The organism is Micromonospora sp. NPDC049051 (genome assembly GCF_043197575.1).
GTDB lineage: Bacteria > Actinomycetota > Actinomycetes > Mycobacteriales > Micromonosporaceae > Micromonospora.
The window spans coordinates 154,765-166,705 of record NZ_JBICTL010000006.1; the positions used below are offsets into that span (position 1 = coordinate 154,765).

Annotated in this window: 14 protein-coding genes and 1 tRNA gene; 8 read left to right on the forward strand and 7 right to left on the reverse strand. The window is 67.1% G+C overall.

What is annotated here, in order from left to right; all coding sequences use genetic code 11:
- Positions 1-96: 96 nt before the first annotated feature.
- From ACGFIR_RS24775 to ACGFIR_RS24790, 4 genes are all read left to right on the forward strand, one after another.
- Positions 97-180 (forward strand) — tRNA-Leu (locus ACGFIR_RS24775).
- A 587-nt stretch (positions 181-767) separates the two neighbouring features.
- Positions 768-1,796, forward strand: coding sequence for a tyrosine-type recombinase/integrase (locus tag ACGFIR_RS24780; RefSeq protein ID WP_393147733.1), 1,029 nt, complete (start codon positions 768-770; stop codon positions 1,794-1,796).
- 48 nt (positions 1,797-1,844) lie between these two features.
- Entirely contained in the window at positions 1,845-2,132 is a 288-nt protein-coding gene (locus ACGFIR_RS24785) for a hypothetical protein (RefSeq protein WP_393147405.1), read from the forward strand.
- A gap of 595 nt (positions 2,133-2,727) precedes the next feature.
- The gene (locus tag ACGFIR_RS24790; protein ID WP_393147407.1) at positions 2,728-3,225 is read left to right on the forward strand and encodes a hypothetical protein; all 498 of its coding nucleotides are present in this window, start codon (positions 2,728-2,730) and stop codon (positions 3,223-3,225) included.
- A 119-nt stretch (positions 3,226-3,344) separates the two neighbouring features.
- Here ACGFIR_RS24790 and ACGFIR_RS24795 read toward each other — a convergent pair whose 3' ends face one another.
- Positions 3,345-3,632, reverse strand: coding sequence for a hypothetical protein (locus ACGFIR_RS24795; protein ID WP_393147409.1), 288 nt, complete (start codon positions 3,630-3,632; stop codon positions 3,345-3,347).
- 57 nt (positions 3,633-3,689) lie between these two features.
- Positions 3,690-4,241 (reverse strand): hypothetical protein, encoded by a 552-nt coding sequence (locus ACGFIR_RS24800; RefSeq protein WP_393147411.1) that lies wholly within the window; start codon positions 4,239-4,241, stop codon positions 3,690-3,692.
- Positions 4,242-4,727: 486 nt separating this feature from the next.
- On the opposite strand from ACGFIR_RS24800, the gene ACGFIR_RS24805 reads away from it, so the two are divergent.
- Positions 4,728-4,961, forward strand: a complete 234-nt coding sequence (locus ACGFIR_RS24805; protein WP_393147413.1) for a hypothetical protein — start codon at positions 4,728-4,730, stop codon at positions 4,959-4,961.
- On the opposite strand, the gene ACGFIR_RS24810 is transcribed toward ACGFIR_RS24805, so the two are convergent.
- Entirely contained in the window at positions 4,939-5,082 is a 144-nt protein-coding gene (locus tag ACGFIR_RS24810; RefSeq protein ID WP_393147415.1) for a hypothetical protein, read from the reverse strand. The genes ACGFIR_RS24805 and ACGFIR_RS24810 overlap by 23 nt on opposite strands.
- 121 nt (positions 5,083-5,203) lie before the next feature.
- Between ACGFIR_RS24810 and ACGFIR_RS24815 the strand changes: the two genes are divergently transcribed.
- A complete protein-coding gene (locus tag ACGFIR_RS24815; RefSeq protein ID WP_393147417.1) occupies positions 5,204-5,980 on the forward strand; it encodes a hypothetical protein in 777 nt (258 codons plus the stop codon).
- A gap of 228 nt (positions 5,981-6,208) precedes the next feature.
- Here ACGFIR_RS24815 and ACGFIR_RS24820 read toward each other — a convergent pair whose 3' ends face one another.
- From ACGFIR_RS24820 to ACGFIR_RS24830, 3 genes are read right to left on the reverse strand one after another with little or no spacing between them, the layout of a single operon-like run.
- Entirely contained in the window at positions 6,209-6,478 is a 270-nt protein-coding gene (locus tag ACGFIR_RS24820) for an integrase core domain-containing protein (RefSeq protein WP_393147419.1), read from the reverse strand.
- Positions 6,435-6,611 (reverse strand): hypothetical protein, encoded by a 177-nt coding sequence (locus ACGFIR_RS24825; protein ID WP_393147421.1) that lies wholly within the window; start codon positions 6,609-6,611, stop codon positions 6,435-6,437. Before ACGFIR_RS24825 ends, ACGFIR_RS24820 begins: the two co-directional genes overlap by 44 nt.
- Complete coding sequence (locus ACGFIR_RS24830) at positions 6,611-7,240, reverse strand: hypothetical protein (RefSeq protein ID WP_393147423.1); 630 nt, start codon at positions 7,238-7,240, stop codon at positions 6,611-6,613. Before ACGFIR_RS24830 ends, ACGFIR_RS24825 begins: the two co-directional genes overlap by 1 nt.
- An 815-nt stretch (positions 7,241-8,055) precedes the next feature.
- Between ACGFIR_RS24830 and ACGFIR_RS24835 the strand changes: the two genes are divergently transcribed.
- Positions 8,056-9,492 (forward strand): endo-1,4-beta-xylanase, encoded by a 1,437-nt coding sequence (locus tag ACGFIR_RS24835; RefSeq protein ID WP_393147425.1) that lies wholly within the window; start codon positions 8,056-8,058, stop codon positions 9,490-9,492.
- A 191-nt stretch (positions 9,493-9,683) separates the two neighbouring features.
- On the forward strand, positions 9,684-11,066 hold the full coding sequence (locus ACGFIR_RS24840; protein ID WP_393147427.1) for an RICIN domain-containing protein: 1,383 nt from the start codon (positions 9,684-9,686) through the stop codon (positions 11,064-11,066).
- A gap of 103 nt (positions 11,067-11,169) precedes the next feature.
- On the opposite strand, the gene ACGFIR_RS24845 is transcribed toward ACGFIR_RS24840, so the two are convergent.
- Positions 11,170-11,319 carry an FCD domain-containing protein gene (locus tag ACGFIR_RS24845; RefSeq protein ID WP_393147429.1) on the reverse strand — a complete coding sequence of 50 codons (150 nt, stop codon included), beginning with the start codon at positions 11,317-11,319 and terminating at the stop codon, positions 11,170-11,172.
- Positions 11,320-11,941 lie beyond the last annotated feature (622 nt).

Below are 11,941 nucleotides of genomic sequence, written 5' to 3' on the forward strand. Positions count from 1 at the left end.
CCACCCGGGGCGTGTACAGTAACTCCCCGTGCGGCCCACCAGGGCGGCCGACGGGTGAAAGATCACCTCGGCCGACACGGTAGGCTGGACGAGCAGGTCCGGGTGGCGGAATGGCAGACGCGCTAGCTTGAGGTGCTAGTGCCCGTATAGGGCGTGGGGGTTCAAGTCCCCCCTCGGACACAAATTTGCGGCATCCATGCCGTCTCTTACCTACTGGTGGTCAAGGCTCCTTGACCACGTGAATCTGATCTTCGCGACCAACCTCGCTGACCCTGTGTCGGTCGACGGCGGTGGTCGCTGTGGTTGAGCCCTCTCTGACTTCTGTCGTTCCCCCGGTTCTTCTGCCGGACCGTGGGCGAAGCAACCCTCGTGACTCCCACGCACCCCTGCGACGGGCTCCGTTACCGATGCCAGCGGTCGCGCAGCAGCGGACCGAGGCAAAGGTGTACCGCTAGCGGCGGTCGATGCCAGCGGCCGAATCCGTGATCAAGGCATCGTCCGTGCCCTGGCGTGGGAGCCGGGTGCCCGACTGGAGATCCGCGAGAGAGCCGGCGTCATTGTCGTGCGTCGGGATCCTGGTGGAGTCTTCGCTCTCACCGGTCAGGGACACCTGTTGCTGCCGGCTCCGGTGCGGCACTGGTGTGGGCTCAACGCTGGGGATCGGACCCTGTTGACCGCCGATCCTGTCGCGGACTTGCTCGTGGTGTATCCGCCGATGGCCTTGGACGACATGGTCGCTCAGGCTCAGCGTGCGGTGTTGGGTGGTGATGAGGCGTGAGCCCGGCGATGGCGGGCAGGGCGGAGTTGGATGCCGCGCGGGGTTGTTGCTGGCGCGGGTGGGGATCTCGCCGGCGGATCTGGTGGGGGCGGCGTCGGATCGTCCGGCGGCGCCGACGTTCGCGGAGTACGTGCCGGTGGTGGCGGTTGCGGTCACGGCCCGCACGCGGCGGGCGTACGGTTCGTACTGGAAGCGTGTGGTCGAGCAGTGGGGTCAGCGGCGTATCGATGAGCCGACGCCGTCGGAGATCGAGCGGTTGGCGGAGGATGTCAAGGCGCATGTGGTGGCTCGGCGCAACGCGCGGGGTGGACGCAGTGCGGCGGAGCACCTGATCGCGGCGTTGCGCTGTCTATACCGGCGGGCGGTCGCTGACGGCCTCATAACCGAGGCAGACAATCCCGCGTTGAAGGTGGCGAAGCCGCGGCGGTTGCCGAGTACGCGGCGGGCGTTGGCCGACAGCCGTCTGGCGGAGATCAATAAGGTGGCGGCGTCCACGGGCGATGATCCAGCGTTGGACAGTCTGCTGCTGCGGTTGCACATCGAGACGGCGTGCCGTCGGGGTGGGGCGTTGGCGTTGAGGCCGGTGGATCTGGACCCGGATCAGTGTCTGGTCATGTTGCGGGAGAAGGGCGAGACGGTGCGGTGGCAGCCGGTGTCGCCGACGCTCATGCGGTACCTGCAGCGGCATGCGGAGCAGCGGCACGCGAGCGGGGCAGGGCCACTGTTCCGGTATCGCAGCGGGCAACCCATCACCTACCGGCGATATGACCACCTGTGGGTGCGCATCGGTGAGCGCCTGCCATGGGTGCACGCCCAGCAGATCAGTACGCACTGGTTGCGGCACACAACCCTGACGTGGGTGGAGCGGAATTTCGGCTACGCCATCGCCCGTGCATACGCCGGACACCCGGGCAGCGGTGGCGACGCCGGCACCACGGCCACCTACGTCCGAGCGACAGTCCACGAAGTCGCCGCCGCACTCGCGGCACTTACCGGTGAACCGCACCCGTTGGCGTGAAGCGGGCCCGGAACAGGTCTCCCCAACAGAAACAGGCACGATGACCCGATGAGCAGCCCCTACGAGACCGGCAGATTCACCAACATCCGTCCCGACGAGGTCAGCCACGTCACCACGCACACCGACGCCGCCGACATCGTCGGCCGGATGCTCACCGACCTTCGCGCCCACCCCACCGAGTGGGAGAACCACACCCTCGAACGCTTCCTGGGCGCACTCGAGTCCTCACTCAAAGCCCTGCCCGGCCTCTACCTGAACCGAGGAGAAGACTTCCCCGACCAGCCGACCTGGAAGCAGTTCACCGAGGCCCTCATCATGGCCACCGGCCGCGAATAGCCGCCCGGCAGCAGCGCTGACCGGGTCGTGGGATCAGCCCGCAGGCGCGGGGAGCAGCCCGGGGTGGGCTTCGCGAAGTCGATCCCCCCGGATTCTCCCCGTGTATGCGGGGAGCAGCCTGCGGCCTTGGGATTAGAAGTTGGATCCCGGCCGCGTGATTGCGGGTGATGGGTAATCCATAGGGGTGTCTCGGGTCCAGTCCAAAGTAGCGCGACATCTCGTAGGCGAGGGCGTCAGAGGTGTCGAGGAGTGGCGCCATGACGGACACGACGACCTCAGTTTCCGACCCTTCGAGGCCACTGACGAGCCAGCCGCGGCTGTGAGCTGCACCCGAGAACATATGCCACAGATTCGATGCGGGGGTGAATCGGCTGACGAGTTGTGTCACGTTCGGCGTCAGGCTTGAACTTTCGCCGCTGTAGGTGACGCGGGCGGTTTCCTCGGATTTGTCGCCGCCCTTCGCCTTTAGGTCAAACCCGGCGCGCGTCATGAGGTCTCGTCCGAGGCTGCGTGCGCCTCCCACCCGCTCACGCTCCTCCTGTGCCGCCACTGAGTCCCCGAAGCTGTCGAGTGCCGACGTGGGCTCCTGCCCGTCGTGGAGCAGCCGGCCCGCCCAACGGGCGAGCCGCTGTTCGGTCGGCACCTGGGCATCGACGAGCCAGCACGTGTTGATGACCGCCTCGTACACAGACCGGGCGAGGGCCATAGCGGGGAGTGGCAGCAGCCGTTCCGCTTGAAGGACGACGCCCACTCCCGTGAGATGTTCCTCGGCTGCCTTGAGGTTGTGGATGGCGGCTCTGTGAACCCACCATCGGAGCCCGAGCAGGTCATGCTTCTCGTGGTGCTTGTTGATGTGATCAAGGTCGGCATGTGCAGGAGTGTCAGGCGGCGGATCGTCGACGAGCTCGTGCCCTCGTCTCAGCAGAGCAGTGACGTGCCGGACTTGGTGTGTGAGAACGCGCGAGGCCAGAACTCGGCTGTGGGGCTCCACGCCGAGAGGTTAAACGAGCCTAGGCAGAGGCTGGATCGTGGTCAGCCGTTCAGCGGCATCGAGTCCTGCCGGTCGCACGAGATGCAGTCGCCAGGACACTAGAATCTGGTGTGAGTGACTTTTGTGCTCAAACGGGTGCCCGCTTCGTTGGCGCCCTGCTTGCCTGGCTCCGCTGAACGCACGGATCTGCCGCGTGCCGGGGGGTACCGGCCCTGCTTCGCTCACCGCGGTAGGGCGATGTTGTGCCTGCGAAAAAGACCGTCGAAGAAGGCCGTGACCAGAGGGCGCGCCTGGCCCTCGTCGTGGAGTTCGTTCGTGCCGAACCGATAGACCTCGTAGCCGGCAAGGGTGAGGTCACGGCTGGCGGCCACGGTACGCGCGTACTCATTGCCATCCGGGAGCCAACGCCGTTGGCCATCTGCGGCCTCCCGCTCGCTTGCGTAGTGCGTCTGACCGTCGACCTCCAGCACAATTCGGGCGCCTGCCGGTGCTAGCAACAAGAAGTCCACTTATGGTGCGCAGTGAATCGGCCTAATCGGACGGTCGTGGGGCTGTGATTCAATGGATCACCAGTCGAGGATGGGAGGCTGCGGCCTCGGCGGGAGCTCGACCACGTCCGCGACGGCGAGGAGCTTGGCGGCGACGTCCTCTCCTAGGTCCGCCGCAAGGCGCTCGCGGTTCGACGCGCATGCGATCCAAGAGCTGCCCGCCCGCCCCGCCAGCCTTTCGGCAGCGTCTACGACTGCCCCCTGGTGTACAGCCATCAGAGCCTGGATCTCCGGCTCATCGGGTTCGCGTTTCTTGACGCCGGCCACGCTGTCGCTTCGGTCGGTCAGATTGTCGAGGAAGATCACCGGCAGCGCTTGCTCGATGAGGTGCGGGTTGTAGTCGCGGGCCATTTCGTACGCCCGGTACGCGCCCAGGTTGGCCGGTGGGTAGCCGGCGGCCAAGAGGCGACGGAGGGCGGCGTACGCGGTGTGGGTCTTCCCGGACATGAAGGGGCCGAGATGCAGGAGGCGAGACCTGGAGCCGGCAAGGATGGCGCTGCACCAGCGGTCAACTTCGGGTAGAGAGGTCTCGGCGTCGGCGTAGTGAGCAGGGATGAGGTGCTCAGGCACTGGCCCTCCTGTCGGTGATGGTCTGCTGGTTGCACTCCGTAAGCACCGTACTGCGGAGCCAGATGTGTTGGACGCCTCGCCTGTGCCGGGCATGTCGCAGGGGCAGCCGAGGCCGGTGCAGAGGCACGGGTTGTGTGGTCCGCCTCCGGGCTGGCGGGTGCCGGCGCAGACGACGGTCCAGGCGTCGACCGGGCCGGCGGTCTGCACCTCGAGCGCGCGGGCTCCGCACGCGGGGCAGGCCGGGGTGCCGGGTACCATCGCGCGGGCCGGCCGGACGCCACAGGCCTCCCGGGCCCAGTGGTCTTCGTCGGCCAGGTGTCGGTGGACGAGGGCCGCGGTGCCGGGCTGAAGGTCGGGAATGCAGCTCCGAATGCGGTCCAGCGCGTCGGCATGGGGTGGCAATGCGAAAACCGCGTTGGCGAGCCAGGTCAGCTTCCGGTCGAGCCGTCGGTGCATCTCGGCCCATCGGTTGCGTCGGGTGGGCCGGTGGTCGGTGGCGATGACGACCATGCCGGGGGTGGGGTCGCCATCGCCGCCGAGGGCGTGTCGGCGGCCCCAGGCCGGGGAGTGGAGGAGGGCGGGGGCTTCGAGCTGCTCGGCGGCGATCTGGGCGGCTTCCTCGTCGGCGAGGTGGTGGAGGTGGGCGCGTGCCGCCTGGAGGGACCAGGCGGCAGCGGGGCGTGCAGGTGGTGCGGGGTCATCGGGCCTTCCGGGTGGTGAGCAGGTTGATGGCGGTGCAGCCGAGCCAGGTGGCGGCCACTGCCAGGAGGAGTGCGGCGGCGAGGTTGCCCCATGCGCGGGCTGCGGCGTCCAACGCGAGGGCGTGGACCGCACCCGCCACCAGTGCGGCGGTGGAGGCGGCCAGCAGTGACCGGAGCGAGGGGTGGGGACATCGTGGGCGGGAGAAGGCGCGAGTTCCACCAGCGATCCCGATTGGAGTCTTCGGATTACCATGCGTGAGCATGAAGGATGCGGCTCCCTGGATTGCTCTCTACGCCGCCGCGGTTGCTACAGGCGGCGCGGTATGGGCGGTTTTCTCGTATGTACTAGCTGGCGGCCGAGTGAGGGTCCAGCTCCGAGCTGGCGCGATGAGCCGTGACGGCAAGATCCTCACTGCGCCTGAAATTGTTGCGCCCCGCTGGGTCGACCAGATGGTGCGGCTTGGATTCGACCGACCCGTCATCGCTGTGCACGTCACCAATTGCGGTCGGCAGCCTGTAACTATCAAGCAATTGAATCTCGAATGCCGACCTCCGGTGGCTGAGCTTCACTTCGGGTCTGATTCGACAGGAGAGCGAGTTCCCCGCAGGCTTGAAGTGGGTCAGTCGGTGGAATGGATATTCAGGTTAGATCGAATGATGGTTTCGTCTGACGCGTGGGTGGGTGAGGTAGTTCAAGAAGATCCAGAAGTCATCGCCTACACGCCCCATGATCCAGAAAGTGTTATCGCGTCGGTAACGCTCCACAATGGCCGAAAGCAGGAAAGTCATGAATTCCTGTCTGCGTCCATGATTGACGAGCTGCAAAGAATCTCTATACAGCGGGATCAGGCGGGAGTGGCACGTCGGTGCGCGATGAGGCTTGGCCAGTTCCTCGAAAGTTGGGTTTACCTTCAGCAGATGGAGTCGGCGTCCGCAGGTAGGCTGGCGTCCGTAGGCAGGCTGGCGTCGGCGGGGTGGAGGGCGTACAGGCATGCGGTCACCTCGTCGGTCCGCCGTCACGACGGCAGTCAGTTTTAGGCGGCCCCAGTTCGCCGTCTGAGACCTTGGTGGCGTCGGCGATGCGCCCGGCGAGTCGGGTGGCGAGGTCGTCCGGCTCCTGCGCGCGACACGGGGAACCGAGGCCCGGCGGCAGGGCGTCGACAGCGGCAACAAGGCGCTCTCCGAGGGCGCCGAAGGTGGCTCGCAGGGTCGCGTTGCCGCCGCGCTCGGCGGCCCTGTACCTGCCGAAAATTTCATCCGCGCTGGTCAGGCGGCGTGTTCGTACTCGTGGAGGATGCCGCCGAGGCGGTCGCTTCGGTGGATGTTCAGGCGGGCGAGATGGTCCGGGTCGGTGATCGGTTTAGGCAGTGGCGCGAGTGGCCGGACGTTGGCGATGCCCTGATGAGGGCGATGCTCGTTGTAGAAGACCTCGTATTCGCGGAGTGCGTGTAGCAGGTGCCGCTGGTTGAGAATCAGCGTCCGGTCGAGGAGTTCACGCCGGCAGGTCCGGACCCAGCGTTCCACGATCGCGTTCATCCGGGGTGCCCGTCCCGGCGCGGACGACGCTGATACTGGCGTCGGCGAGGATGGTGTCGAACAGGGCCGGGTACTTGCCGTCCCTGTCCCGGATCATGTATTTCACCCGGCAGCTGGCGTCTTCCAGGTCCATCACCAGGTTACGTGCGGTCTGGGTGACCCAGCCTGCGGTGGGTGCGCGGTGGCACCGAGGATTCGGATCCGGCGGGTGGCGTGTTCGATGACGGCCAGGACGTAGAGGCGGGTGCCGGTCAGGGTGGTCGTTTCGAAGAAGTCGGCGGCGATGACGGCGTGGGCCTGGGAGCGTAGGAACGTCGCCCATGTGCTGCTGGTGCGCTGAGGTGCCGGATCGACGCCCGCTTCTTTCAGGATCTCCCAGACGGTGGACGCGGCGACCTTGACGCCCAGGACGAGCAGTTCACCGTGGATGCGGCGGTATCCCCAGGCGGGGTTCTCCGAGGCCAGACATAGGACAAGCCGGCGGATCGACCGGACGGTTCGTGGCCGCCCGGCCTGGAGAGGCCGGGAACTCCTGGCATGCCGCCGGGCGAGCAGGTCCCGGTGCCAGCGCAGCACGGTCTCCGGGCGGACCAGCAGCCGCAGGTGGTTCAGCAAGGTTCGCGGTAGCGGATGCAGCAGGGCCGCAAGCCACGCCCGATCCGCTGGGGTGAACCGGACCCGTTCACCGTGCAGTTGCCGTTCGAGCACCATGATCTGGTGTCGCAAAGCGAGGATCTTGGCGTCCTTGTCGCGGTCGCTCATCGGTAGCAGCCGTAGCAGGGCCACAGTGTTGATCACGCCGAGGTACGCCAGTCGAAACAGCACACCCCATCCTCGCGCAGCGCCCAACGTAGACGGGCCTTCACGATCCAGCCGAGAGGTTCCACGTCTCACCGGAGCCATCCACCGCGATGATCAAGACTGCTGTGGCCAGGATGGATGAGGTTCTCGGCACCCACAACGCCCACAGCGCGTCAGGGCGCAGCGCGGAACTCGCCGTTCGACCGGAGTCTTGATATCGCTAACATCACTTGGCATCGATTTCCCTGACCGGGGTCGCCGGCCCGGGCACCCAGTCGGGATGTCGCGGTCCGGCGGGGCCGACGCCGGCTTCTCGCTCGCCGAACCCCATCTCGCGACCGTGCGCCCCCGGCGATGCGCGCCGCCCCCGGCGCGCTCCGACTGTGCCCCGGAGGTGTGGGCATTGAGGCGCCGGCACGTATTGACGAACGGGATGTTATCGCTCACTCTCGATGTCGAGGATGACGGCACCTGTGGCTCACCGGGCGAGCTCGCTGGCCGAACCTCGCGTCCAGGGCATCCCAGGGGTGAGCGGACGTCGCTTCAGGACCATCAGCAGCTGTGTGCGACAGCCGGTCCGACTGCCCGTGCCAGCGCGGACCGGCCGACGACGACCGGCGGAGCGCACCTGAACGGCGTCGCCATCCACCTGTCTGACCGTCCGCGAGCCGCGTCCGCCGTCCCGGACCGGCTTGCCCGAGCGAACTGGCACATCACCACCACCGGATTCACTGGAAAGGAATGCCATGAGACCCAAGAGAACCCTGCTGTCGACGATGGCCCTCGCCGTCGCGTTGACCGCGGGTATGACGGTGACGCTGGCCCCGACGGCCAGTGCCGGGACGACCCTGAAAGCGTCCGCCGCCGAGAAGGGGCGCTACTTTGGCGCGGCCGTCGCAACGGGCAAGCTCTCCGACAGCCAGTACGTTGGCATTCTCAACCGCGAGTTCAACAGCGTCGTCGCCGAGAACGAGATGAAGTGGGACGCCACCGAGCCGCAACAGGGTCGGTTCAGCTACACGGGCGGTGATCGTCTCGTCAGTCACGCTCGGGCCAACGGCATGAGCGTGCGGGGTCACGCCCTGCTCTGGCACGCGCAGCAGCCGGGTTGGGCGCAGAGCCTCTCCGGTAGCGCGTTGCGCAACGCCGCGATCAACCATGTCACCCAGGTCGCCACCCATTTCCGAGGCCAGATCCACTCCTGGGACGTGGTGAACGAGGCGTTCGCCGACGGTGGCAGCGGCGCTCGGCGTGACTCCAACCTGCAGCGCACGGGCAACGACTGGATCGAGGCGGCGTTCCGCGCCGCCAGGGCGGCCGATCCCGGCGCGAAGTTGTGCTACAACGACTACAACACCGACGGCGTCAATGCGAAGTCGACCGGTATCTACAACATGGTGCGGGACTTCAAGTCCCGGGGCGTGCCGATCGACTGTGTCGGTTTCCAGTCCCACCTGGGCACCTCGCTCCCGGGTGACTACCAGGCCAATCTGCAGCGCTTCGCCGACCTCGGGGTCGACGTGCAGATCACCGAGCTCGACGTCATGACAGGCTCCAACCAGGCCAACATCTACGCCACGGTCACGCGCGCTTGTCTGGCTGTCTCGCGCTGCAACGGCATCACCGTGTGGGGTGTGCGGGACAGCGACTCCTGGCGCGGCACCGACGACGCCCTGCTCTTCGATCGATCGGGCAACAAGAAGCCGGCGTACACCTCCGTCCTCAACGCCCTGAACGAGGGTGGCAGCCCACCCACTACGCCGCCGCCGGGCTCCCCGGTGGACACCAGTGCCTGGTACGTGCTGGTCAATCGGAACAGTGGCAAGGCGTTGGACGTATACAACCTTGCCACCAATGACGGTGCGCGGATCACGCAGTGGGCGCGGAACAACGGCAACCAGCAGCAGTGGCAGTTCGTGGACTCGGGTGGCGGCTACTACCGGTTGAAGTCCCGGCACTCCGGCAAGGTGCTGGACGTCTACAACTTCTCCACCTCCGACGCCGCGGCGATCGTGCAGTGGAGCGACGGCAACGGCACCAACCAGCAGTTCCGGCTCGCCGAATCGGCCGGGGGTTACGTGCGTGTGATCAACCGCAACAGCGGCAAGGCCGTGGAGGTGCAGAATGCGTCCACCGCCGACGGGGCGAACGTCGTCCAGTACACCGACTGGGGCGGCAACAACCAGCAGTGGCAACTGATCCGTATCGGGTAGCTGGTCCTCCGTCCGGTGGCGCGGACGGCATCCGTTCGCGCCACCGCAGGCGGGCAGCCGGCCAGGGACGTGCGCCGGTGGCCGCTTCGCGCTCGTACGACGAACACCGTGCTGACGCTGGACGTCAGCACGCACGCCAGGCCATCCGCGTGCGTTCCGCTTGCGGGTGACCCCGACCAGAGGAGTGGACCATGAGTGCCATCGGTGCGGCTCGTCCCGCCCTTCCACGGAGACATCGCTGGCGGTCAGGGCTGGCCGCAGCGGCTGCGGCGGTCATCGCGGCCGGCACGTTGGTCGCCGTGAACGCGGCCCCTGCGGCCGCGGCGACCGTGGACACCAGCGCCTGGTACATCTTGCTGAACAGGAACAGCGGCAAGGCGCTAGACCTGTACGCCTCGGCCACCAACGACGGTGCGCGGATCAGCCAGTGGACGCGGCACGACGGGGCGAACCAGCAGTGGCAGTTCCTGGACTCGGGTGGCGGCTACTACAGGCTGAAGTCCCGGCACTCCGGGAAGGTCCTCGACGTGCACAACTGGTCGACCGCCGACGGCGGAGCGATCGTGCAGTGGTCCGACACCAACGCGACGAACCAGCAGTTCCGGCTCGCGGACTCGGACGGCGGTCACGTCCGGCTGATCAGCCGGCACAGCGGCAAGGCCGTGGAGGTGCAGGGTGCCTCCACCGCCGACGGTGGCAACATCGTGCAGTACTCCGACTGGAACGGTGCCAACCAGCAGTGGCAGCTTGTCCGCGTGGACAGCGGCAACCCGCCGCCGGGAGGCGCCGGGTGCGGTAGGGCACCGACGCTGTCCAGCGGCACGCACACGATTCAGAGCAACGGCAAGAGCCGCTCCTTCATCCTGCGGGTGCCCACCAACTACAACAGCAACAACCCCTACCGGCTGATCTTCGCGTTCCACTGGCGCGGCGGCACCATGCAGGAGATATCCTCGGGCGGCACCAGCGGGACGGCCTGGTCCTACTACGGGCAGCAGGAGCAGTCGAACAACAGCGCGATCTTGGTCGCGCCCCAGGGACTCGGCAACGGCTGGGGCAACGCCGGCGGTGAGGACGTCACCTTCGTCGACGACATGATCCGACGGATCGAGAGTGACCTCTGCGTCAACCCGAGGCAGCGGTTCGCCCTCGGCTTCAGTTGGGGCGGCGGCATGAGCTATGCGCTCGCCTGCGCGCGGGCCACCGTTTTCCGAGCGGTCGCGGTCATCTCCGGCGCACAGATCAGCGGGTGCAGCGGCGGTACGCAGCCCATCGCGTACTTCGGGCTGCACGGCATCTCGGACAACGTCCTGAACATCTCGCAGGGGCGGTCGTTGCGCGACACGTTCGTCCGGAACAACGGTTGCACCGCCCAGAACCCGCCCGAGCCGGGGCCGGGCAGCCGTACGCACATCACGACCACCTACTCCGGTTGCAGGGCCGGCTACCCGGTCCAGTGGGCCGCGTTCGACAACGGTCACATGCCCGGACCGGTGGACGGGACGTACGCCGAGAGTGGCGTCACCACCTGGACCAAGGGTGAGATCTGGAGGTTCTTCGCGCAGTTCTCGTGACGCAGACGGGTCAGGCGGCGCCGATTCCCGCGACGCGGGGGCCGGCGCCGCCTGACGTCGGGCCGGGATGGCGAGGATCCTGAGCGCCGGCCTCCTGGCCGGGTCAGCGTTGCAGGCGGGCCGGCTTGGCCGAACCGCTGCGACGGACCAGCCAGGCCTCGGTGATGTGGGTGAACATGGCCTCGGCCGCGCCGTCCGGGTCGTGCGCGGCGATGCGCTCGTAGATGCGCCGGTGGCCGCGGTTGGACGCCACGCAGCCCGTCGGTCAGATCCCACAGCAGGCCCTGCCGGGACTCCGCGCCCGCCGGGAAAGGGTGACGACGGTGGCGGCTCAGGCTGCCGACGAGTTCTCTGGCGCAGTCCCGTTGCCAGTGCCGGGAGGTGACCCGGTTCTGGTGCTCGACTGTCGACATCCGGCCTTGGAACGCGAACCGCAGACCACGCGGCCGTCGGGTAGGTGGCTGTGGACCGGCCTGTGGCTGGCTGCTGAGCCGTCGAGTCAGGGGATCCTCGAGATCGTCACGCTGGTTGTCCGACACGCCGATATTCCTACGAAGGATCTCCGCGGTCGAGTCGGACAACCAGTCCGCTGGTGCTGGGGACTGGCCGGACCGTGAGGCGTACGCGCTGACCGCCTGACGATCTTCAGTATTGATTGTTTCCTATTGTCACGCTACGGTGATCGCACCTTGCACTGAGTTGACCACGGGGGTTCGCATGTTCGGTCGTCGGGTTCCTGCTGTCTCCATCAGGTGAGAGGCACTCCAGACCTTCTGTTCGTCACTGTCAGTGCCGCTGTGCGTACCCATCGGTATTTGGTCGTTCGACCCGGCCTTCGGCTACGGAGCAGCCAACCGCTGCTCTGACCTGCACCG

Coding starts and splice junctions, on each gene's coding strand:
- ACGFIR_RS24780 (WP_393147733.1), top strand. CDS start 768: ATGAGGCGTGAGCCCGGCGATGGCGGGCAGGGCGGAGTTGGATGCCGC.
- ACGFIR_RS24785 (WP_393147405.1), top strand. CDS start 1,845: ATGAGCAGCCCCTACGAGACCGGCAGATTCACCAACATCCGTCCCGAC.
- ACGFIR_RS24815 (WP_393147417.1), top strand. CDS start 5,204: ATGAAGGATGCGGCTCCCTGGATTGCTCTCTACGCCGCCGCGGTTGCT.
- ACGFIR_RS24820 (WP_393147419.1), bottom strand. CDS start 6,478: ATGAACGCGATCGTGGAACGCTGGGTCCGGACCTGCCGGCGTGAACTC.
- ACGFIR_RS24825 (WP_393147421.1), bottom strand. CDS start 6,611: ATGGACCTGGAAGACGCCAGCTGCCGGGTGAAATACATGATCCGGGAC.
- ACGFIR_RS24830 (WP_393147423.1), bottom strand. CDS start 7,240: ATGAGCGACCGCGACAAGGACGCCAAGATCCTCGCTTTGCGACACCAG.
- ACGFIR_RS24835 (WP_393147425.1), top strand. CDS start 8,056: ATGGCCCTCGCCGTCGCGTTGACCGCGGGTATGACGGTGACGCTGGCC.
- ACGFIR_RS24840 (WP_393147427.1), top strand. CDS start 9,684: ATGAGTGCCATCGGTGCGGCTCGTCCCGCCCTTCCACGGAGACATCGC.